20 protein-coding genes are annotated in these 20,865 nt (G+C 65.0%); 12 read left to right on the top strand and 8 right to left on the bottom strand.

Annotated features, from left to right (window positions below):
* Position 1: 1 nt before the first annotated feature.
* From LOC60_RS12335 to LOC60_RS12320, 4 genes are all read left to right on the top strand, one after another.
* Positions 2-2,086 carry a xanthine dehydrogenase family protein molybdopterin-binding subunit gene (locus LOC60_RS12335; protein WP_230025531.1) on the top strand — a complete coding sequence of 695 codons (2,085 nt, stop codon included), beginning with the start codon at positions 2-4 and terminating at the stop codon, positions 2,084-2,086.
* Between the two features lie 178 nt (positions 2,087-2,264).
* Positions 2,265-3,137, top strand: coding sequence for a hypothetical protein (locus tag LOC60_RS12330; protein ID WP_230025529.1), 873 nt, complete (start codon positions 2,265-2,267; stop codon positions 3,135-3,137).
* A gap of 24 nt (positions 3,138-3,161) precedes the next feature.
* On the top strand, positions 3,162-3,767 hold the full coding sequence (locus LOC60_RS12325) for a DUF3592 domain-containing protein (RefSeq protein WP_230025527.1): 606 nt from the start codon (positions 3,162-3,164) through the stop codon (positions 3,765-3,767).
* 120 nt (positions 3,768-3,887) lie between these two features.
* Positions 3,888-5,045: an alpha-hydroxy-acid oxidizing protein gene (locus LOC60_RS12320; RefSeq protein ID WP_230025526.1), complete on the top strand. Its 1,158-nt coding sequence runs from the start codon at positions 3,888-3,890 to the stop codon at positions 5,043-5,045.
* Between the two features lie 38 nt (positions 5,046-5,083).
* Here the strand turns inward: LOC60_RS12320 and LOC60_RS12315 are convergent, their stop codons facing one another.
* Complete coding sequence (locus LOC60_RS12315; protein ID WP_230025524.1) at positions 5,084-5,710, bottom strand: TetR/AcrR family transcriptional regulator; 627 nt, start codon at positions 5,708-5,710, stop codon at positions 5,084-5,086.
* 314 nt (positions 5,711-6,024) lie between these two features.
* Positions 6,025-6,840, bottom strand: coding sequence for a DUF1295 domain-containing protein (locus LOC60_RS12310; RefSeq protein WP_230025522.1), 816 nt, complete (start codon positions 6,838-6,840; stop codon positions 6,025-6,027).
* Positions 6,841-7,095: 255 nt separating this feature from the next.
* On the opposite strand from LOC60_RS12310, the gene LOC60_RS12305 reads away from it, so the two are divergent.
* Positions 7,096-7,626, top strand: a complete 531-nt coding sequence (locus tag LOC60_RS12305) for a GNAT family N-acetyltransferase (RefSeq protein WP_230025520.1) — start codon at positions 7,096-7,098, stop codon at positions 7,624-7,626.
* Between the two features lie 12 nt (positions 7,627-7,638).
* Here LOC60_RS12305 and LOC60_RS12300 read toward each other — a convergent pair whose 3' ends face one another.
* Both LOC60_RS12300 and LOC60_RS12295 read right to left on the bottom strand, forming a co-directional pair.
* Complete coding sequence (locus LOC60_RS12300) at positions 7,639-9,117, bottom strand: sensor histidine kinase (protein ID WP_230025518.1); 1,479 nt, start codon at positions 9,115-9,117, stop codon at positions 7,639-7,641.
* Between the two features lie 59 nt (positions 9,118-9,176).
* A complete protein-coding gene (locus LOC60_RS12295) occupies positions 9,177-9,926 on the bottom strand; it encodes a response regulator transcription factor (protein WP_230025517.1) in 750 nt (249 codons plus the stop codon).
* A 191-nt stretch (positions 9,927-10,117) separates the two neighbouring features.
* Here LOC60_RS12295 and LOC60_RS12290 point away from each other — a divergent pair, with 191 nt between their 5' ends.
* The 5 genes from LOC60_RS12290 to LOC60_RS12275 all read left to right on the top strand — a co-directional run bounded on the left by LOC60_RS12290 (position 10,118) and on the right by LOC60_RS12275 (position 14,709).
* Positions 10,118-10,957, top strand: a complete 840-nt coding sequence (locus tag LOC60_RS12290; protein ID WP_230025515.1) for a formate/nitrite transporter family protein — start codon at positions 10,118-10,120, stop codon at positions 10,955-10,957.
* A 291-nt stretch (positions 10,958-11,248) separates the two neighbouring features.
* The gene (locus tag LOC60_RS12285; RefSeq protein ID WP_230025513.1) at positions 11,249-11,755 is read left to right on the top strand and encodes a CarD family transcriptional regulator; all 507 of its coding nucleotides are present in this window, start codon (positions 11,249-11,251) and stop codon (positions 11,753-11,755) included.
* A gap of 248 nt (positions 11,756-12,003) precedes the next feature.
* Positions 12,004-12,126: a hypothetical protein gene (locus LOC60_RS16215; protein WP_269440198.1), complete on the top strand. Its 123-nt coding sequence runs from the start codon at positions 12,004-12,006 to the stop codon at positions 12,124-12,126.
* A 188-nt stretch (positions 12,127-12,314) separates the two neighbouring features.
* Entirely contained in the window at positions 12,315-13,676 is a 1,362-nt protein-coding gene (locus LOC60_RS12280; protein ID WP_230025511.1) for a hemolysin family protein, read from the top strand.
* Positions 13,669-14,709 (top strand): hemolysin family protein, encoded by a 1,041-nt coding sequence (locus LOC60_RS12275; RefSeq protein WP_230025509.1) that lies wholly within the window; start codon positions 13,669-13,671, stop codon positions 14,707-14,709. The genes LOC60_RS12280 and LOC60_RS12275 overlap by 8 nt, the downstream gene beginning before the upstream one ends.
* Positions 14,710-14,726: 17 nt before the next feature.
* Here LOC60_RS12275 and LOC60_RS12270 read toward each other — a convergent pair whose 3' ends face one another.
* From LOC60_RS12270 to LOC60_RS12255, 4 genes are all read right to left on the bottom strand, one after another.
* Positions 14,727-15,320: a J-domain-containing protein gene (locus tag LOC60_RS12270; protein ID WP_230025507.1), complete on the bottom strand. Its 594-nt coding sequence runs from the start codon at positions 15,318-15,320 to the stop codon at positions 14,727-14,729.
* Between the two features lie 74 nt (positions 15,321-15,394).
* On the bottom strand, positions 15,395-15,970 hold the full coding sequence (locus LOC60_RS12265) for a hypothetical protein (RefSeq protein WP_230025505.1): 576 nt from the start codon (positions 15,968-15,970) through the stop codon (positions 15,395-15,397).
* Positions 15,971-15,986: 16 nt separating this feature from the next.
* On the bottom strand, positions 15,987-17,132 hold the full coding sequence (locus LOC60_RS12260; protein ID WP_230025503.1) for a zinc-dependent alcohol dehydrogenase: 1,146 nt from the start codon (positions 17,130-17,132) through the stop codon (positions 15,987-15,989).
* Positions 17,133-17,193: 61 nt separating this feature from the next.
* Positions 17,194-18,729 carry an ATP-binding protein gene (locus LOC60_RS12255; protein WP_230025501.1) on the bottom strand — a complete coding sequence of 512 codons (1,536 nt, stop codon included), beginning with the start codon at positions 18,727-18,729 and terminating at the stop codon, positions 17,194-17,196.
* A 377-nt stretch (positions 18,730-19,106) separates the two neighbouring features.
* Here LOC60_RS12255 and LOC60_RS12250 point away from each other — a divergent pair, with 377 nt between their 5' ends.
* Together LOC60_RS12250 and LOC60_RS12245 are read left to right on the top strand one after the other, a co-directional pair.
* Positions 19,107-20,057, top strand: coding sequence for a lantibiotic dehydratase C-terminal domain-containing protein (locus LOC60_RS12250; protein ID WP_230025499.1), 951 nt, complete (start codon positions 19,107-19,109; stop codon positions 20,055-20,057).
* A 64-nt stretch (positions 20,058-20,121) separates the two neighbouring features.
* Positions 20,122-20,853: a GAF and ANTAR domain-containing protein gene (locus LOC60_RS12245; RefSeq protein ID WP_230025497.1), complete on the top strand. Its 732-nt coding sequence runs from the start codon at positions 20,122-20,124 to the stop codon at positions 20,851-20,853.
* Positions 20,854-20,865: the final 12 nt, after the last annotated feature.

Below are 20,865 nucleotides of genomic sequence, written 5' to 3'. Positions count from 1 at the left end.
CATGAGCAAGCTGATGCCCGCTTCCGCCATCGGTACTCCGTTTGAACGTCTCGACGGTGAACTGAAGGTCCGGGGCACCGCCCCGTATGCCTACGAACAGCCGGTGGAGAACCCCGTCCACCTCTACCCCGTACTTTCCACCATTGCCCGCGGCCGGGTGGAGCGGGTGGAAACCGCAGAAGCGGAGGCCCTCGACGGGGTCCTGACCATCCTTACGGCGGAGACCACTCCGCGGCTGGCAGACAGCTCGGACCGGGAATTGGCGGTCCTGCAGGACACCAGCGTGGGCTACCGGGGGCAAATAGTGGCCGCAGTACTGGCCGAGACTCCGGAAACCGCCCGGGAGGCAGCCGCTGCGGTGCAGGTGACTTACACGGAGGAACCGTTCACCGCCCAGCTGCACGGAGACGATCCTGCGCTGTACGCCCCCGAGGAGCTGAATGCAGGCACCCCGACGGACAGCAGCCAGGGCGATTTTGACGGCGCCTTTGACACGGCCGCGCTGCGGATCGACGCGACGTATTCCACTCCGCCCGAACACAACAACCCGCTGGAGCCGCACGTCACGGTGGCGCAGTGGGACGGGACTGTCATGACCCTCTGGGACTCCACGCAGGGCGTCCACGCCGTCAGGGGCACGCTGGCGCAGGTGCTGGGTCTTGAAGAGGAGCAGGTCCGCGTCATCGCCCCGCACGTGGGCGGCGGCTTCGGCTCCAAAGGTATGCCGCACGTTCAGGTGGTGATGGCTGCCCTGGCCGCTCAGGTCACGGACGGCCGGCCGGTGAAGTTCCCGGTCAGCCGGCAGCAGATGTACACCCTGACCAGCCACCGAACCCCCACCATCCAGCATGTCCGGCTGGGTGCGGCCGACGACGGACGGCTCACCGCCATGTCGCTGGACATCCTGGAACACACCTCCCGGATCAAGGAGTTCGCCGAGCAGACCCCGGCACCGTTCCGGATGATGTACGCCTCCCCCAACCGGCGGACCACCACGCGGCTGACACCGCTGGACATTCCAGTGCCGTCCTGGATGCGGGCCCCCGGCGAATGCCCGGGCATGTTCGGACCCGAGGTGGCCATGGATGAGCTGGCGGCGGCGGCCGGCCTGGATCCGATCGAGCTGCGCCGGCGCAACGAACCGGAGGTGGACCCGGAAACCGGCAATCCGTTCTCCAGCCGGCATTTGCTGGAATGCTTCGACCTCGGCGCAGAGCGCTTTGGCTGGGAGAACCGGGTGGCCCGCCCACGCTCCGTTCAGGAGGACGGCTGGCTGGTGGGGATGGGAACCGCCAGCGCCGTGTATCCCTTTATGCGCCAGCCCGCGAACACGGCGCGGATCCGGTACGAGCAGGACGGCGTCTACTCGGTGCAGATCGGTGCCTCTGACATCGGCACCGGCAGCTGGACCGCCCTGACGCAGATCGCCGCCGATGCCCTGCGGGTGCCGGTGGACCGGATCCGGCTGGGCATCGGTGACACCCGGTTCCCGACCGCCAGTGTGGCCGGCGGGTCCTCGGGGACGGCCAGCTGGGGCGGCACCATCATTGCCGCCGCCCGCGCCTTCCGGGAGGATCACGGCGAGCATCCCTCCCCCGGGGCCCAGACGGAAGCGCAGCCACCGGAAGACCCGGAGGCTGCGGACCTTGCCCTGTATTCCTTCGGTGCGCATTTCGCCGAGGTCCGGATCCACGCGGATACCGGGGAGATCCGGGTCCCCCGGATGCTAGGGGTGTTTTCGGCCGGCCGCATCATCAACCCGCGCACGGCCCGGTCCCAGTTCCTCGGCGCCATGACCATGGGCCTGGGCATGGCGCTGCACGAGCAGGGGGTTCTGGATCCCCGGTTCGGGATCTTCGTGAACTCCGACCTTGCGGAATACCACATCCCCACCAACGCGGACGTGCTGGACATGGAGGCGCTGTGGATCGAGGACCGTGACGAGCATGCCGGCCCGCTGGGCGCCCGCGGCATCGGAGAAATAGGGATCGTGGGCAGCCCTGCGGCCATTGCCAATGCCGCCTACAACGCCTCCGGCACCCGAATCCGGGACCTGCCGCTGACGCCGGACAAGTTCCTCACCTGACACGGCTCCCCTCCTAACAAACTGACCCCTGTAACTAGACCCTTATCTACTGTTATGTCATCCCCGGCAAACACGCCGGGACACCCGGCGGTTTAGGTCCCGGCCGGTATTCCCGGCCTATACTGGCGCTTCCGCGCCGGGGACCGGTGTGGTGTTCCGATTGGGGGGAATCGTGATCATGGGTATTTCAACCGGCCCGCGCCCGGCTTTTGCGGCGGCAGGTTTGGCTTTACTGGTAACCGTCCTTTCCGGCTGCGGAAACGGCCCGGCCGACACCGGTGCCGGCAGCTCCACCCCCTCCAGCTCGCCGTCGGCGTCCCCCGCCGGGAAACCTGCGGAGAAGCCTTCCCCCAAGGCGAAGACCACCGCGTCGCCAACACCAACGAAGAGCCCAACAACGACGTCGTCCGCTTCCGCTGCGAAGGGGCTGGCCGTCAAGGGCACCGTAGAGACGGCACACGGAACCTACCTGCAGATCTCGCTTGCCGATGACGATCCTGCGTGGACCCTCGATCCGGCCGCGGTGGAACCGAAGCTGTTCTCCCTCTACTCCCAGGCGCAAATCGAGGAAGCCCACCGGAACAACCTCGCGTTTATGGTCGAGGAAGGGCTCGACTCCCCGCTTAACGGGGGTGCGTGGGCACCCCAGGAGTGGTGGGACGCCAACGGGCATCGGATTGCCCCGGAACTCCAAGGCATGGCCCGGAACAGCTTGGAAGACGGGGCGCCCTTTGGCGGAATTGTCCTGCAGAGCACCTTCCACCAGGAGCGTTACGGCGATTCCTACCGGTACATCTACGAACCGGACCGGTCACGCTTCACGGTGCTGGAGGTCGAAGTCCTCGATGTCTGGCTGGCCGACGACGGCAAGAGCATCGTGACCGAGATTTCCGTGGATGCTGAAATGGAAGTGGCGCCCGGGGCGGGCGAACCGGGCACCGATACACAGATTGTCTCTGCGTCCATGACGCTTTGTTCCAGGCCCGGCGAAAGCGCGGGCGAATGGCTGATCACGGACTGGCGCAACCAGTTCCAGGTCACCGCGGGTTAAGCCGCGGCAAACGGGGGAATAACCATGAAAATCACTACGGGTTCCGGTGTAAAAGAAAAACTTCCCGGTGAGGGATGCAACAAGTGTTCCGGGCCTTGTTCCCACAAAGCAACAAAGCCTGTGGCAGGTGCCGGAAGCGTAATAGCCGTTTGGATTTTTGGAATCGCACTTCTGAGCCTTGGCCTCATAGGAGGAGTATTAGGGTTCGCCGAAGCGCATGGACATCAACGTTTGCTGTCAAAGGGTACCCAAACGGTTGCTACCGTGACGGATGCATACTTCGGTTCGTGTAGAAAGCGTAAAACATGTGCCTTTCCGGAGCTCACCTACACGTCTGAAAGTGGCGAGAAATACACTATTCAAGGGCCGCCGAAGAGATATCGGGTAAAATCCGACGGCCCCGAGGCCGCTTTTGCCGAAAACATGTACGGCACCGAGTTCACAGTGTTTTATGATCCTTCCGATCCAACTAGGGCAGTTGTAGAGGGACAAGAAAGTGGATACGGGGTATTACTCTTCACATTACTTCCCATCGGCTTTGGCGGATTTATCATCTATGTCATGGCCAATGTGGCGATTCAAAAGCGCAGGCTCGCAAGACGCCAAGAAATAGATTCTGCCCGGCCGTAAATGCGGAACCGGTGGATCCGGGCTGCCGCGGGTCGGCAGGATGTCCCGCCCCAGCAGGGGTAGCATCCGGGGCAAAGCGGAAATCCGGCAAAGCGGCCGGAAAGAAAAGGCGGAGCTTCCATGAGCACGAACTACGGCGATTATCAGCTTGGTATCTACCTGAACGGCGCACGCGGAGCCCTGCCGGAGCTGCCCATGAGCTTCGCCGCCATGGAGGAACTGGCCCGCAGCCGGATGGATCCGCGGATCCTGGGTTACGTGGCAGGCGGTGCGGGAAATGAGCACACCCAACGCGCCAACGTGGCCGCGTTCGAGCGGCTGGGCATCATGCCGCGCATGCTGGTGGGTGCTGCCCAGCGCAACATGGGTATTGATCTGCTCGGGCACCGGGTGCCTTCTCCCCTGTTCTTCGCGCCCGTCGGAGTGCTGGGCGCAGTGGCCGACGACGGCGACCTGGCCACTGCTGCCGCTTCCGCGGAGCTGGGCATCCCCATGGTGGCGTCCACCCTCTCGCAGGCCCCGCTTGAACAGGTGCGGACGGCAGCCGGGGACACCCCGGGCTTCTTCCAGCTCTATCCTCCGACGGACCGGGAACTGGCTGAGTCCCTGGTGCACCGCGCCGAAGCAGCCGGCTACTCGGGCATCGTCATCACCTTGGATACATGGGTGAACGGCTGGCGGCCCCGGGATCTCAGCGCCGCCTACCTGCCGATGCTGTCGGGTCAGTGCCTGGCCAACTACCTGACCGATGACCGGTTCCGCAAGCTCCTGGCTGAGCAGGGATCAACCGATCCTGCGGCCGCAGTAATGCTGTGGGCCTCGCTGTTCGGCAACCCCACCATGACCTGGGACGATCTGGCCTGGTTCCGCTCCCTGACCTCCCTGCCCATCATGCTCAAGGGCATCTGCTCCCCCGAGGACACCCGGCGCGCGCTCGACGGCGGCATGGACGGAATCTACTGCTCCAACCACGGCGGACGGCAGGCCAACGGCGGCATCCCGGCAATCGACTGCCTGCCCGGCGTCGTCGAGGCCGCCGACGGCGCCCCCGTGCTCTTCGACTCCGGCGTACGGTCCGGCGTGGACGCCCTCCGCGCGCTGGCCCTGGGCGCGACGGCGGTGGGCATCGGCCGGCCTTATGTCTACGGCCTCGCGGCGGGCGGGCAGGCCGGGATCACCCACGTCATGCGCAGCCTGCTCGCGGAAGCGGACCTGACCATGGCGGTCAACGGCTATCCGGATCTGGAGTCGCTGCGGGGGTCCCTGCACCGGCTCTAGGCCTGCGGACCGGCGGGAAGAACTCCGCGGGCGGCGCCTTAGGCCTCCGGCAAGCCGTCCCTCGGCCACCAGCACGGGAGCAGGTAACGCAGCGAGGCCAGCCGGGCCTCGACGTCGTCGTCGTCGCTGACCACCCACTGTTCGAACCAGTAGGCATAGGCGCCGCCCAGGAAAGCGGCGGTAGCGTCCAGGTCCAGGGCCGGCGGCACGTTGTGGGCCTGCCAGACATGCAGTGCCAGGAGAATCCGCACGTTCAGCTGGTCGGCGAGGATCCCGAGGAAGGTCTCGGTGTGGAACAGCGCCCGGTAGACCCGCTGCTCGGCCTTGGTGTGCTGCAGGATCTGCCGGATGGACTCGACGTACAGGTCACCAATCTCCGCGACCGTTCGACCGGTGCCGCGTTGATCCAGCTCCACCGTGCCCAGCCGGTCCACGACGCCGGCGTACACCGACCCTGCGAAGTCGAAAATGTTGCGGTGGTGGCCGTAGAAGGTGGTGCGGTGCACTCCGGCCTGCCGGCAGAGCGCAGCCACGCTGATCTCCGCCAGTTCGTGGTCCCGAAGCAGCTCCCACAGGCCTGCCTCGAGCGCGTCCCGGGTGCGCGTTATCCGCGGCTCGTCCGACGGTGAGTGCCGTTGCGGCTTGGGGCGGTGCAGTCCGGGCATGGGACTTATCTTCTCAGATACACGGAAGGGCCCCGCCGAAGCGAAGCCCTTCCGTGCCGCGGCGCTGGGGGACGCCGCAAGCTTTTTGGATATAGCCGGCCCAGTGGTTCGCCAGGAACGCCGGTTCGTTTCTATCCTGCCCTATTCAACACCTGTAGAAGAGCTTCCCATTCCCGAAACCGTCGAATGTGACCGAGGTGACAGCTGCCGGCGCGGATCGGTGTCCGGCGACTCGCTCCGCCGCACAGGATCCCACCCTTTGGTGCTCCTGTGACTGCTGGGACAGGAGGCAGCTTCCTCCCCTGCCTTCCCGCCTAGCGGGCGTGCTTTGACCCCAGCCGCGGGGGAAGCGGAATGATGGCTGAGGTTCGACGCCGATACCTGGCGTACTCGGGATAGCGTGCCTGGGAAATGCTCTCAGTGAAGGCGGTGGACCCGGCGAAGAGCAGGGTCAACAGGACCGGTCCGGCGAGGGTCCAGTGCAGCCAGGCACCCGAGGCAATGACCGCGAACCCATAGAAGAGCCACCACTGAAGCTGTTCAAAGAAGAAGTTCGGATGGCGCGAGTACCGGAACAGTCCCGTCCGGAGAAAGTTCGCCGACGGAATTCGTCCAGCGGTCCGCAGGGCCTTTTTCCATTGCTGGAAGTTCCACTGCTGCTGGTCCGCCAGTGTTTCCCCGGCCAATGCGGCCAGGAAGAGGATGGCCAGGAGCCAGTCCCACCCGGTGGGCGGTGCGGGGTGTTGGTAGGCGGTCAGCACCGGCAGGGTAATCATCCAGATAACGAAGTTCTGGTAGCCGCTGATGAACAGCAGGTTGAAGGCCTGGAACTGCCAAGGCTTCAACCGACGCTTCAGGATGCCCCAGCGGTAGTCCTCGCCGCCGGGGGCGTACCCGCCCTTGCGTGCGAAGTTGAACGTCAGCCGGACACCCCACAGCGTGACCAGGACAGCCATCAGCGTTACCCGGGGGTCGCCGTTGGACGCGGCTGCGAAGACCCACAGGTAGGCCACAGGCAGCAGGGACCAGACGCGGTCCGTCCACGAGTATTCCCGGGTGAGCAGGGACAGCACCCAGGTTCCGACGCAGGCAACGACGAATATCTCCAAACACACGCGAACCGGGTCCATCCTCGGAGGATACGGTCCGTTTCCTGTCTGCGGGAGTCTGCTTAGCCCAGCAGGCGGTGCTCATACGCGAAGGCCACCATCGAAGGCGCCCCAGGTACGCGTGTAATTCAGGAATTGAGTCATGGCCCCGAAGCTATCCCGCCCCCCAACGACTTTTAGATGAAACGGCAGTCTTTCATCCCCGGGGCTGGTAATCCTGCCCATTTGGTTGAATCCCTATAAACCCACCAAACTGAACAGCCTTAGAATTCCCCCATGGCAACCCTGATTACCCCTGATGTCCGTTTCCGGAACAGCTGGCTGGCCGCGGCCGAAGAATTCAACGGCGAATGGATGGACGGTTCCGGTGTCTACGGGGACACCTCGAAAGAGCGCATTGACACGGAAATTGCCGGGGAGTTCCCCGGTTTCGTCGATGGTCTGGTTCAGCAGCGGCTCCCGGATACACCGCGACAGGAGGGCTTCGTTCCCTGCACCTATCTCTGGCTCGTGGACGGTGATGAATTCCTGGGTTCGCTTGCCATCCGGCACACCCTGAATGATTTCCTGTTCGAGCAGGGTGGCCACATTGGTTACAGCGTCCGGCCTTCCGCACGCCGGCGGGGGCATGCCACGCGTGCGCTTCAGAACGCCCTGCCGGTTGCCCGTGGGCTAGGCATTGCACGGGTGCTGATCACCTGTGCCGAGGACAACGCCGGCTCCCGCGCCGTGATCGAGAAAAACGGCGGTGTCTTTGAGGACAGCAGGGACGGGAAGCGGCGGTACTGGATCGAGCCGGCCCAATAACTACGCGGGGGTTCAGACCGCCACCGCACCAGCCAGCGGCAGTACCACAGTGAAACGGGTGCGGCCGGGTTTACTCTCGACCTCAATCGTTCCGCCGTTGACCGTAACCAGGGCGGAAACAATGGCCAGGCCGAGTCCGGTGCTGCCCGTGTTGCCGGTACGGGCCGAATCGGCTTTGCTGAACCGCGAGAACAGTGAATCGATGAAGTCCGGGTCGATCCCCTGGCCGTCATCCGTCACGGTCAGGGTAGTCCAGGCCGCCCCCGCCTGCAGCCCGATCTCCACCCGTGTAGCCGGTGCAGTGTGCTTGTGGGCGTTGGAAAGCAGATTGATGAGCACCTGCCGCAGCTCGGACTCGACGGCCGAGACAACCACCGGTTCATCAGGCAGCATCAGCGTCCACCCGTACTCCGGTGCGGAGACCTGCGCGTCACTGACTGCCTCCACGATCAGCTCCGTGAGGTCGACGTCGGCCCGCTCGCCGCGCTGCCCCTCGTCCAGCCGTGCCAGCAGCAGCAGGTCTTCAACCAGCGCCGACATCCGCTTGGACTCGCTGTCCACCCGCTCCAGCGCGGAGCGGCCCGGCGGGCTGACCTGTTCGCTGAGCAGGACCAGTTCGGCATAGCCGCGGATTGAAGTCAGCGGCGTACGCAGCTCATGGCTGGCATCGGCCACGAACTGCCGAACCTTCATTTCGCTTGCCTGCCGGGCCCGGAGTGCGTTGGTGACGTGATCGATCATGCCGTTCAGGGCCAGCCCCACTGTCCCGACTTCGGACCCGGGCCGCGCTGCCGCAGCCGGCACGCGAACGGGAATTTCCACTTCCCCGGAGGCCAGCGGAAGCTTCGACACCGAGGTTGCGACGGCGGCGAGTTGGTCCAGCGGGCGCAGGGAACGTCGGATGATGACCGTACCCGCGACCCCGGTGACGAGCAGGCCCGCGAGGGACAGGACGACCATGGTGAGATCCAGCGAGGCCAGGGTACTGTCCCGCTGCGCCGTTGAAAGCCCAGTCACCAGCACCCCGTCCGCCGGGCCGGCAGGCGACACAAACGCGTCCACGCGGTAGCGGCCGCCGGACAAATCGATGTGCTCGGGCCCGCGGTCCGGGTCCACCTCGGCCAGCAATTCCAGATCCGGCCCGCTTACGGGCACTGCAATGCCGTCTTCAAGCACCAGCGTGGATCTGCGGAGCGAACCGTCTTCAAAATGGGCAGTGAGGGAGCCGGGACGCTGACCGTACTCGCTGCCGTTCCCGCGCGGCCCGGCCCCGTTGTCCGTACCGGCGCGGCCCGGGGCCGGCTGGCCTTCGCCCTGGTTGTCCCCCGCAGCGGCACCGGGCCGGAACCCGGCCCTCCCGGCGGCACGCTCCAGGCCGTCGTCGAGCACTCCCGTGAGATACCGGCTCATGGCGACATGGCTGAAAAGGCCGAGGGCCGCGCAGGTGGCAGTGAGGAGGGCGAGGGTGGCGAGAATAAGCTTGGTGCGCAAAGGATGGCTGCGCAGTCCGGGTTGTCCCGCAGAGGCTCCTGCGCGCGTTTCTGCTCCGCTCACGGGGCCACCGGTTTGAGCACGTAGCCGGCGCCCCGGACCGTGTGGATCATGGGTGCGCGGCCGACGTCAATCTTCTTCCGAAGATAGGAAATGTACAGTTCGACAATGTTTGCCTGGCCGCCGAAATCGTAATTCCAGACGTTGATCAGGATCTGGGCTTTGCTCAACACCCGCTTGGGATTCTCCATGAGATACCGCAGCAGCTCCCACTGGGTATTGGTGAGGGCAATTTCCTCCCCGCCCCTGGTGACATCACGGGTTTCAAGGTTCATTACGAGGTCGCCAACCACCAGTTCCGCGGAGCCGGGCGCCGCGGCGCCGGACCGCTGCACGAGCCGGTGCAGGCGGAGCAGCAGTTCCTCCATGCTGAACGGCTTGGTGACGTAGTCATCCCCGCCGGCGGCAAGCCCCGAGATGCGGTCCTGCAATGCGTCCTTGGCGGTCAGGAACAAGGCAGGGACCTGCGGTGAAAAGGACCGGATCTTCCGCAGGGATTCCAGCCCGTCGACCCCGGGCATCATCACGTCGAGTACAAGGACGTCGGGCCGGAATTCGCGGGCAGCGGCAATCGCGCCGAGCCCGTCACCCGCCGTAACGACGTTCCAGCCCAGCATCCGCAGGCCCATGCTCACCAGCTCCGCGAGGCTCCTCTCGTCATCCACCACCAATGCCCGGATGGGGCTGCCGTCCGGGTGCGCGAGGCGCGGAAGATCCCCGCTGGGGAACTGGGACGAAGCGTCTGCCATGGATGCGTCCTTTGGCTCTGGTGCCGGTGGCTGGCTCAAGCGTAAGCGTAAAGCGCCATTTTGCACCCCGGCATTTTCCCCTGCTGTCCCCGGTCCGTGCGGCAGCTTTGCGGATTCGGGACCTGTTCCGGCCCGCGGCCGATCTATGGTTTAAGTCCCGCCCGGAACACCCGGCAGTACGGAAGGACGCCATGAGCGAGGAACGCCGCAGCGAAATCGGAGAAACCGACGCACCGGTCGAGGACGAGCTTCAGGAATCGTTCGACAACACGGTAACCGAAGGCGCAGAACGGCTGCACCGCACCTTCCGGAACATCCTGGTGACCGGGGTGTTCGGCGGCATGGAGGTTGGCCTGGGGGTGATGGCCTATCTGGCCGTGATGCACGAAACCGGAGACCATCTACTGGCGGGCCTGGCGTTCAGCGTCGGCCTGATTGCCCTTTTCCTGGCCCACAGTGAGTTGTTCACGGAGAACTTCCTGATGCCTGTTGCCGCCGTCGCTGCCAAAGAAGGCAGCATCAAATCTCTGGCGAAGCTCTGGGGCGGAACCCTGCTCGCCAATCTGGCCGGCGGCTGGATCTTTATGTGGATTGTGATGGTGGCGTTTCCGCAGTGGGCCCCAACGGTCGCAACCTCGGCATCGCACTTTACCGAGGCGCCCTTTTCGCTCCAGACCGTCGCGCTGGCGGTCCTGGGCGGCAGCACCATCACCCTGATGAGCCGCATGCAGCAGGGGACAGATTCGGACCCGGCGAAGATCGTGGCGACCGTGATCGGCGGTTTCCTCCTCGCGGGGCTGCAGCTTTTCCACTCGATCCTGGATTCGCTGCTGATCTTCGGCGCCATCCTTTCCGGGGCGGACATCACGTACCTCGAATGGCTGGGCTGGTTCGGCTACACCCTGCTCTTTAACATGCTCGGCGGGCTGGTGCTTGTTACGGCACTGAGGCTGGTGCGCACCAAGGAGCTCGTGGCGCGGCGGCGCAGGGAGGCGCCCGACGACCCCGACGCCGCCCGGAAGGACTCCTGAAGCGGGCCGGTGCGGTGGGATTGGCCACTGCCGGGCGGTGGCAAGAGGGGGCACTTGCGCAGGGAGGATAAGCTGGCCTGACAGCGTGGGGACCGTGGACCGGACAGTGATTGGCTAATCCGTCAACCTCCCAAGCAGTATCTGCACCCCTCGCCTGGAAATTGACTCCTTCTCTATTGCCCGCCCGCCCGGCCGTCACCCTTCGTTAGTGACCGGCATGGTCAGGTCCAAGCGGTCTCGGGAGCCCGCTTCCGAAGCATGCTCGGAACCAATGAACAGAGGGACGTCATTTTGAATTTCACCGTCGGACAGACCTTGGTGTACCCGCACCACGGCGCCGTTACCGTGACCGATATTTCACCCATGACCGTCAAGGGGGTGGAGCGGGAAACCCTGACCTTCCGCGTCCACGCAACTGAGTTGACGATCAAGCTCCCGGCGGACAACGCCGAAGACGTAGGGGTACGCGCCGTCATTGACGACGACGGCGTGCAGGCCGTCTTTGCGGTGCTGCGCGGGCCGGTGGGGATGGAACCGGACAACTGGTCCCGCCGGTTCAAGGCCAACGAAGGCAAGATGGCCACCGGTGAGCTGCGCCTGATCGCCGAAGTGGTCCGCGACCTGTGGTGCCGGGAACAGACCCATCCGCTGTCCACCGGAGAGAAGCGGATGCTGCTGAAGGCCCGGCAGCTGCTGGTCTCGGAACTTGCCCTCGCCCGTTCCTCGTCCGCAGAGGACGCCGGCGAGCTGCTCGATTCCGTCCTGATGGAAACCGTGAAGGAGCTGGCCACCAGCTAGTTGCGGCCTCCGCCCCCCGCTTCCCCGCCTCCCCGCTTCCCGTGCCCCACAATGGGGGCCGGAAGGGCGGGGAGGCTCCGGAGCCGCCCGTTTTGGATCAGGGCGGGGAGGCGTTGTATCAAGGAAAGTAGGACGGTTTTTGCCTCCCGCGAGGCCATCCGCTGCGGATTAAGAGAACTTCGAGGGCCTTGATGCATGGGCCCGGAAAGGCGCCCGTGAACTTTCCCTGCACTTGTTTCTGCCAGCCCGTGCCAGGCACCGGCCGGCTGGGGATTGAAATCTATGACCCGTTCTGTCTGGTGCGCCAGCACCGGGTGGCGGCCTCCACCAACCATGAGCCGACGTATGGCTACGACCAGGGCAGCTGGTAGCCGACTCGATGCGGATACCGGCTGCTTCCTGAGACAAACCTTGGAATGGCCAACGGATGAATCCTGTATTATTTCTTGGACTATGGATGACCCTCCCTCACATAAACCCATGCCCCTCCCCGTCCTGACCGACCTGCAGACTGTGTTTACCCCGGCTGCATCGGCTATCGCGAGAGAGGGGCAGCCCCATGTATGAATGGCTCATGGTCGGCGTGGGTTTACTCCTTACCGTCGGCACCGGACTGTTTGTCGCCTCCGAATTCGCGCTCGTCAATCTGGACCGTGCGGACCTTGAGGCCCGCCGCGACAAGGGCGAGAAACGCCTCAATCCCACCATCAACGCGCTGAAGATCACTTCCACGCATCTTTCCAGCGCCCAGCTCGGCATTACCCTGACCACCCTGCTGACCGGGTACACCTTTGAGCCGGCAATCAGTTCCCTGATGCGTTCCCCGCTGACCGCCCTGGGCCTTCCCGAGGGGCTCGTGCCGGGGATCGGCGCCGTCGTCGGTATTTTCCTCGCCACCGTCTTCTCGATGATCATCGGCGAGCTGGTTCCCAAGAACTTTGCCATGGCCCTCCCGCTGGCAACCGCGAAGCTGGTAGTACCCTTCCAGAGCCTCTTCACCACGGTGTTCAAGCCCGTGATCCTGATGTTCAACAACACGGCCAACGCCATCATCCGGTCCTTCGGCATCGAACCCAAGGAAGAACTATCGGGCGCCCGCAGCGCCGAAGAACTCAGCTCGCTGGTCCGACGCTCGGCACTCGAAGGAGTGCTGGACCTGGACCATGCAGTATTGCTGAACCGGACGCTGCGCTTTGCCGAGCATTCCGCGGCAGACGTTATGACTCCCCGCGTGCGTATGCGGACCGTCCACGAGTCCGACAGTGCCGAACAGGTGGTCGCGGTTGCCACGGCAACCGGCTATTCCCGTTTCCCCGTGATCGGGCGCGATTCGGACGACGTTCTGGGCGTGCTGCACCTCAAGCAGGCCTTCGCCGTTCCGCTGGCTGCCCGGGGAACGGTTACCGCCGCCGAGCTGATGGTGGAACCGCTGCACGTGCCCGAGTCCATGGGCGTGGACACCCTGCTCGGACTGCTGCGGGCCCAGGGCCTGCAGGTGGCGATTGTGTCCGACGAGCACGGCGGCACCGCCGGCATCGTCACCCTCGAAGACCTCGTGGAGGAAATCGTCGGCGAACTTGAGGATGAACACGACCGCGCACGCGTCGGCGTCGTCCGCACCGGCCGCGCCATCACGTTCGACGCCGCGCTGCGGCCCGATGAGCTCCTGGACCGCACCGGGGTCGAGGTTCCGGACGGCGAGGAATACGACACCATCGCCGGTTTTGTCACGGACGTGCTGGACCGCCTGCCGGAACTGGGCGACGAAGTGGACATCGAGGGCGGCACGCTCCGCGTGGAGCGGGTGGTCCGAAACCACATCGAACGGCTGCGCTTCACCCCCTCGGGCTCATTGGAGACCCCGGTAAGCGCCCATGACCGCATTGTTGACTCGCTGACCAAGGAACTGACCCATGAGTGAATACCTGCCCGGAATCATCTGGCTCGTAGTTCTGCTGGCGGTCAACGCATTCTTCGTCGGCGCCGAATTCGCGGTTATCTCCGCCCGCCGGTCGCAGATCGAGCCGAAGGCCGAAGCCGGAAGCAAGGCCGCGAAAACCACCCTGTGGGCCATGGAGCACGCCACTCTGATGCTGGCCACCAGCCAGCTCGGCATCACCGTCTGCTCCCTGGTCATCCTGAATGTCTCGGAACCGGCCATCCACCATCTGCTGGAGATCCCGCTGGGCCTGACGCCGTTGTCCGCAGACGCCATCGGGATTATCGCGTTTGTTGTTGCACTGCTCCTGGTGACGTTCCTGCACGTGGTGGTGGGCGAAATGGTGCCGAAGAACATTTCCTTCTCCGTGCCCACCCGCGCGGCGCTGCTGCTCGCTCCGCCGCTGGTGATGGTGTCCCGCATTGTCCGCCCGGTCATCTGGACCCTGAACGGCATTGCGAACGGTGTCCTGCGCCTGTTCCGGGTGGAACCGAAGGACGAAGCCACCAGCGCCTACACCCTGGACGAGGTCGCGAACATCGTGGAGCAGTCCACGCGCGACGGGGTGCTCTCCGACCGCAGCGGCACCCTGACTGCTGCGTTCGAATTCACGGAGAAGACCGTGGCCGACGTCGAGGTTCCGATCAGCCAGATGGTGCTGCTGCCCGAGACCGCGACCCCCGCGGACCTGCAGCAGGCCGTGGACGTCCACGGTTACTCGCGCTACATCCTCACCAACGACGACGGCGACCCGGATGGCTATCTTCACCTGAAGGACGTTATGGACCTCACCACGCCGGACGAGTTCGCCGCACCGGTGCCGGCCAAGCGGATCCGCCGCCTGGCGTCCGCCTACCGGGGCAGCGAGCTGGAGGATGCCCTGGACACCATGCGCCGCACCGGTGCCCATGTGGCGCGGGTCTTCGATGCCAAGGGCAACACCACGGGTGTGCTGTTCCTCGAGGACATCATCGAAGAGCTCGTGGGCGAGGTCCACGACGCCACCACCGTCTGAGGCTTAGCGCCTAGCGCCTAGCGAAGGCGTTTCCACCACGGCCGCCGCTGCTCCGGTTCCGGAGCGGCGGCGGCTTCTTTTTCGGCAGCGGCTGTCTTCCGTTCCCGCCAACGCTGTACTTCCTGCTCGGCGTCGCGGGTACGGGTCACCACGGGCGGACCGCCCTCCAGCTGGCGGCGCGCATCAATGACGCGTGCGTTGAAGTCCTCAACGATTTCGCGGACCTGTTTTTCGGTCCACCGCGTGTCCAGCCGCGCGTCCAGTTCGTCGTCCTCGGTGCGGAGCAGGATGGCCTTGGGACCCAGCCCGGTGACGTTCTCGCGCTGCATCAGCCCCTTGACCCACCAGTCCGGGTCATGGCCGTCGCCTAGGTTCGGAATAGGTTTCCCCGCGTATTTCAGGTTGTCGAAGTCTCCCCGTGCCATCGCGTCGCGGACCAGGTAATCGGCCTTGGCGGCGTCGTCGACCTTCCAGCGCTTGTGCTGCAGCTCGTCCTCCGCTGCCGCCCGTTCCACGTCTTCCCCGTCGAGGCCGCCGCCGGCAGCTGCGGCCCGCAGCTGCGCAGCCCGTTCCATCCTGCGCCGGTACTGTTCCACACCCCTGCCGTCCATGGTCTGCTCCCGCCTCGGTTTTGCCGTCTTGGATTCCAACCGGTCCGGACCCGCCCAGTATTCCTGGGAAACGGCTACTTCCGCAGCCTGCGCACCACTGCCCCCACGGCAGTGGCCGCCCCGGCGCCCGCCAGCAGCCAGGGACCGCCGACCAGGATCGGATCGATCCACTGATGGTTGACGTCCGCCCGCTTCCGGCCCACCCGGGAGGAGTACCCGTGGCGGGAGAACTCGCTCAGCACACCGGTTTCCGTGACCGGATTGTCCGGGTGCAGGGTCACGAAGGAGGCCAGATGGCTCTCCACGGCGTCCACCCGGTCCGCGGCGAGCAGGATCAGCCAGTGCGCGGCACGGGCCTCGCTGAACCGGCGGTAGGCGTACCTGCGCATCACCCCGGACAGTCCCTTGGGCGGGCAGGAGGTGCCGAACACGGGCGTAAGGAACTTGTGCTCGATGGACCGCTCCCGCGGATACTTTTCCTCCTGGCGCTCCGGGAATTCCCAGTGGGCACCGCTGAGGGTCTGGTCAAACTGCAGCTTGGGCACCGCGGGACGGTCCCGGGGATCCAGGTCGGCACCCCAGCCCGGGATCCGTGCACGCAGTTCCTCGCTCGTGGGAGTCAGGGCCGGCTTTTGGGGCGTATAGGCCATTGCGGGGTCCCTCCTTTCAGGATCCGGGGATGATGACGGGCTTGATGCAGTTATCCAGCTTCGCGGAGAACATGTGATAGCCCTCGGCAATGTGTTCCAGCGGAATCCGGTGCGTGATGATCTCGTGGGGCTTGAGGTAACCGGCCTTGATGTGCTCGAACAGGCGCGGCCACTGCCGCTTCATCGGAGTCTGGTTCATATTCAGTGTCAGGCCCTTGTTCATGGCGTCACCGAACTTCACGGCGCTGAATACCGGCCCATAGGCACCCATCACGGAAACGGTGGCGGCCTTGCGCACCGAGTCGATGGCCCAGTTCAGCGCCACCGGAGAACCGCCCTGCAGTTTGAACTTGGTCGCCGTAACGTGCTGCAGGAAGCTTCCGTCTGCCTCTGCCCCCACCGCATCAATGGCGACGTCGGCACCGAGGTGATCGGTGATTTTCTTCATCTGGACCACGATGTCGTCATACTCGGTGAAGTTGTAGGTCTCGGCGTGGGCGAAGGTCCTCGCCTTGTCCAGCCGGTAATCCAGGTGGTCAATCACAATGACCCGACCGGCGCCCATCAGCCAGGCGGACTTTGCGGCGTACAGCCCCACCGGGCCGGCACCGAAGACAATCACGGTATCGCCCTCCACGATGTCCCCCAGCTGGGCACCGAAGTATCCCGTGGCCAGGGCATCGGTGCACATCAGCGCGTCTTCTTCATCCATCCACTCCGGGATCAGGGACGGTCCGACGTCGGCGAACGGGACCCGCACGAATTCCGCCTGGCCGCCGTCGTACCCCCCGGTCGTGTGCGAATAGCCGTACAGGCTGCCGACGGCGGTGGCGTTCGGGTTTACGTTGTGGCAGTTCGAATACAACCCCCGGGCGCAGTAAAAACAGGACCCGCAGTAGATGTTGGCCGGGACCATCACCCGGTCGCCGACCTTGAGGTTCCGCACCGAAGGCCCAACCTCTTCGACCACACCGATGAACTCATGGCCGAAGGTGTGCCCGACCCGGGTGTCGGGCATCAGTCCGTGGTACAGGTGCAGGTCGGAGCCGCAGATTGCCGCCAGGGTGACCCGGATGATGGCATCGTTGGGATGTTCTATGGGCGGAATGTCCTTCTCTTCCACCCTGACCTTGTACGGTCCTCGGTACACCATCGCTCGCACTGGGCTGCCTCCTCGCCTGGAGTTGAATCTGGCCCCTTAACGATAAGCAAACTTAGTAGGTTTACAAGCCCGGCCCTGCCAGCGGAAGCGTCACGGTGAAGATCGTCCCCTGCCCGGCTTCGCTGCGGAAACTGATGCTTCCCCCGTGTTCTTCCACGATCCTGCGCGTGATCGCCAGCCCCAGCCCTGCTCCGGGTATGGCCGCAGTGAGCGCCTGCCCGGACCGGAAGAACCGGGTGAAGACCTGGTCCTGCTCCTCCGGGGTCATGCCGATCCCGTTATCCGCCACCTCAATCACCACGGAATCTTCCTGCCGCCGGGCCCGCACCTGCACCTTGCCGCCGTCGGGTGAGTACTTGACCGCATTGGACACGAGGTTTTCCAGCACCTCCCGGATCCGCCCGGCGTCCACCACCGCCCGCAGGTCCGCGGGCACCTCGACGTCGAACTCCACGCCGTTAATCCGGGCGCGGGGACCGAAGGAGTCGACGGCGGCGACTGCCATGGGCGCAAGGGACACCTCCCGCAGTTCCAAAGCTGCATTGCCGGACGCCACGGACAGCAGGTCCGTCACCAGCTGCAGCAGCCGTTCTGCGTTCCGGACCGCGATCTGCAGGGCCGTCTCGACGGCGTTGGGCAGCTCCACCTCCGCCTCGAGGGCCATATCCAGGTAGCCGAGGATGGACGTGAGGGGCGTCCGCAGCTCGTGGGAGACGTTTCCGACGAACTCTCCCTGCGCCGACTGTGCGCGCACCAGTTGCGTGACGTCGTTGAACGCCAGGACCGATCCCTTGAAGTCACCGCCATCCGGCACCCTGCGTGCACATACGCTGACTGCCATCTGCCCCCGTCCGGTGCCTATCCAGACGATCTGCTCCGAGAAGGACTCACCGGAAATTGCCCGGCGGATGGGACGCTGTTCGTCCGGCAGCGGCGTCTTCCGATCCGGGCCGTAGACGGGCCACGTGCCGCCGCCGAAGGTGTGGGATGTGCCTGACGGAATCAGCGGCCTGCTGCTTTCCATCCGTGCGTTGGCGAGGATTTCCCGGCCCTCGTCATCCACGACCAGTACACCGACGTCCACGGTGTCCAGGATGGTCTTCAGAAGGGACTCCCTCTGCTGTGCCCGAAGTTCGGCTGCGCCGCGCGCGGTTTCTGCAGTTTCTGCCTGCTGGCGGGCGTCGACCAGGTCGCGTTCGTAGCTGTGCCCGCCGGGCACCGGGAACACGTTAATGAGGTCCACGGTGCCGCCGCGGCGTGCGATGCGGGCCGCGGAAATGAAGGCAGGCAGCCGGGTACCGTCGGTACCCGTGAAATCAACGTCCAGGCTCGCCGTCGGGGTGGCCGTCAGGGCGGCGCTCCAGCGCTGGTACTCCGGCAGGTCCCCGGGCGAAAGGAGATCGGTGAAAGCGGTCCCGGCCAATATGCTCCTGTTCCTGCCGGTCCATGCTGCAAAAGCAGCGTTTGATTCCAGGATGACGCCGCGCCCGGAGACCAGGACATACCCGGACGGGGAACGGTGGAAAAGGGTGGACCAGTCTGAAATAGACGTCCGAACCCCGCCGATGCGCGGAAAGCGGCGGAAAAACTGGAGCATGCCGGACCTTTTGGAAGAACAAGTTATTCAGGACTTTTCCGGGCACACGCATTCGTTAATACCGATTGCGCCCGGCAAATGAATTTATCAGCCTGCTTCTATTACGCGGAAATGTGACGGGCTTCCCCATGCCCCTCCCCGCCGCCCTCGGCGGCGCGCCCTGCAGCTAGCCCGCGGGGTGGGTTCAGGGTGCGCGCACCGGCAGGAGATATTACTCCTAATCCAGCACTTCGGGACGGGTTGCGGCAGTCTTCGCGGGGAGGAACTTTCGGTGGTGGACACGGCCGCTCGATTGGGAAAGACTTCCATCCCGGGACCCGCTGCAAACGGTGTTCCAGGTGGGGTGGCCCAGCAGCAACAGCAGCGAAAGGATGGCCATGACCCAGCCAGCCGCACTCCGCACACCCGCCCGCCCTTCCTCCCACCTCGTGTGGTGGAACCTCACCGTTGATGCCGGTCGTTTCGAACTGGCGGACCGGATCATCGGTGAACTGGTGACACCCCTTGTTGCACAGGCGAGACTGTGCGGAACCAAACGGTGGTTTTATACCCGGCGAATGCAGCCGTCCAATGCGCAGGTCCGGCTTCGAATACTTGCCCCGGCCGAAACCCTGGACCGGCTCAAGTCCCTGCTGGGGGCGTTGCAGGAACAGTCCGGGGATCCCGTGCGCAGCCTCGCGGTGGAGCATGAATTCATTGATCCGGTGATGGACCGGACGGTTGGTACGGAAGCATTGCTGCCCTCGGTCGAGGCTGATCTGGCCCGCTACGGCGGTGTTGACGGACTGGCCCTGGCGGAGGAAGTCTTCGAGCTTTCATCCGATCTCTGTCTCTGGGCAACGGCACGCTTTGCAAAGGCGCAGAACCGCTCCGCTCTCGCTTCGCTCCTGCTTTTCGATTCGGCCTACGCAATGATGAAGGGGCCCCGGGCGTCCACCTGGCCGGACCGCCGCAGGGTCTCCTGGGAGTATTACTGGGACAGCCATCTCCACAGCTGCACGGCTTCCGATCCTCGGGCCGCCGGGGTGCAGAAGGCCACGGGTGCGCAGGCGCAGGCGCAGTTGATGCCCGTCCACCGCCTGATGATGGCCACAGCCTCCGAACCCGCGGTCACGAACTGGCGCCGACGCTGGCTGCGGGCCATCGATACCTACCTTTACCGGGCGGACAAGGCCGGAGCCAGCCGCAGTGCGCAGCACCTCACGGTGTACCAGGCGCACGGCCTGCTGAACCGGCTGGGGTTCACGCTTCGCCAGGAGGCACTGATCGGGGTTTATGCGCGGACGTGGAGCAGGGAGAAGGAAGTCGAGCTGGCGGAGGCCACCTAAACCCAGGGGTCCGCGGCGGGACCGCGATGCGGGAATACAACACCGGCGACGATAAACTCGGCGTATGAACTTGACCCCGGAGCGGTACTCCCTAGCCGCCGAATTGCAGCAGCTTATTCTGCAGACCGAATCGGTGGAGTTGTTCCTGGAGGGCTTTGCCCTCCATGCCGCGCAGCTTTTCAGCGGCGATGCCGAGGTCCTGGCCGGGGTCACCCTGCTTCGGGACCGGCAGGGCACCACCGTGGCCAGCAGCAGCGAGGCAGCGAAGGCCCTGGATGAAGTCCAGTACGGGTTCGGGGACGGGCCGTGCATGCGGGCGTCCCGGACGGGGAAAACCGTTCTGGTGGAAGATGTCCGCACCGACCCGCGGTGGCCGGACTACACGGACGCCATTCGTGACCGTGGCTTCTATTCCATCCTCGGGGTTCCGCTCATGCTGGGCAATGACGGGGGTGCGGGGCTGAACCTCTATGCCCGGGACCCAGGCCACTTCACGCCGGAGGTAACCCGGAAAGCCGAAGCCTTCGCCGCCGAAGCGGCGATTACCCTGCAGCTGGCCGTCCAGATCGCCCGGCACAGGAGCACTTCCGAGCATCTCCGTGCAGCCATGCAGGCCAGAACCACCATCGACATTGCCATCGGCATCGTTATGGCGCAGAACAAGTGCGGCCAGGAGGAGGCGTTCGAGATCCTGCGCGACGCCTCCAGCAACCGGAACGTCAAACTCCGGGACCTCGCCGAAGGCGTCGTGAAGTCGGTGACTTCGCAGACGGTGCAGACCCACTTCGCCGAGTAGGGTGCCGGGGGC

Source organism: Arthrobacter sp. zg-Y769 (assembly GCF_020907405.1).
GTDB lineage: Bacteria > Actinomycetota > Actinomycetes > Actinomycetales > Micrococcaceae > Arthrobacter_B.
Note: the sequence above shows the minus strand (reverse complement) of the source record. Positions and strands in the feature narration are given on the sequence as shown.

Coding starts and splice junctions, on each gene's coding strand:
- LOC60_RS12335 (WP_230025531.1), top strand. CDS start 2: ATGAGCAAGCTGATGCCCGCTTCCGCCATCGGTACTCCGTTTGAACGT.
- LOC60_RS12330 (WP_230025529.1), top strand. CDS start 2,265: ATGGGTATTTCAACCGGCCCGCGCCCGGCTTTTGCGGCGGCAGGTTTG.
- LOC60_RS12325 (WP_230025527.1), top strand. CDS start 3,162: ATGAAAATCACTACGGGTTCCGGTGTAAAAGAAAAACTTCCCGGTGAG.
- LOC60_RS12320 (WP_230025526.1), top strand. CDS start 3,888: ATGAGCACGAACTACGGCGATTATCAGCTTGGTATCTACCTGAACGGC.
- LOC60_RS12315 (WP_230025524.1), bottom strand. CDS start 5,710: ATGCCCGGACTGCACCGCCCCAAGCCGCAACGGCACTCACCGTCGGAC.
- LOC60_RS12310 (WP_230025522.1), bottom strand. CDS start 6,840: ATGGACCCGGTTCGCGTGTGTTTGGAGATATTCGTCGTTGCCTGCGTC.
- LOC60_RS12305 (WP_230025520.1), top strand. CDS start 7,096: ATGGCAACCCTGATTACCCCTGATGTCCGTTTCCGGAACAGCTGGCTG.
- LOC60_RS12295 (WP_230025517.1), bottom strand. CDS start 9,926: ATGGCAGACGCTTCGTCCCAGTTCCCCAGCGGGGATCTTCCGCGCCTC.
- LOC60_RS12290 (WP_230025515.1), top strand. CDS start 10,118: ATGAGCGAGGAACGCCGCAGCGAAATCGGAGAAACCGACGCACCGGTC.
- LOC60_RS12280 (WP_230025511.1), top strand. CDS start 12,315: ATGTATGAATGGCTCATGGTCGGCGTGGGTTTACTCCTTACCGTCGGC.
- LOC60_RS12275 (WP_230025509.1), top strand. CDS start 13,669: ATGAGTGAATACCTGCCCGGAATCATCTGGCTCGTAGTTCTGCTGGCG.
- LOC60_RS12270 (WP_230025507.1), bottom strand. CDS start 15,320: ATGGACGGCAGGGGTGTGGAACAGTACCGGCGCAGGATGGAACGGGCT.
- LOC60_RS12265 (WP_230025505.1), bottom strand. CDS start 15,970: ATGGCCTATACGCCCCAAAAGCCGGCCCTGACTCCCACGAGCGAGGAA.
- LOC60_RS12255 (WP_230025501.1), bottom strand. CDS start 18,729: ATGCTCCAGTTTTTCCGCCGCTTTCCGCGCATCGGCGGGGTTCGGACG.
- LOC60_RS12250 (WP_230025499.1), top strand. CDS start 19,107: ATGACCCAGCCAGCCGCACTCCGCACACCCGCCCGCCCTTCCTCCCAC.
- LOC60_RS12245 (WP_230025497.1), top strand. CDS start 20,122: ATGAACTTGACCCCGGAGCGGTACTCCCTAGCCGCCGAATTGCAGCAG.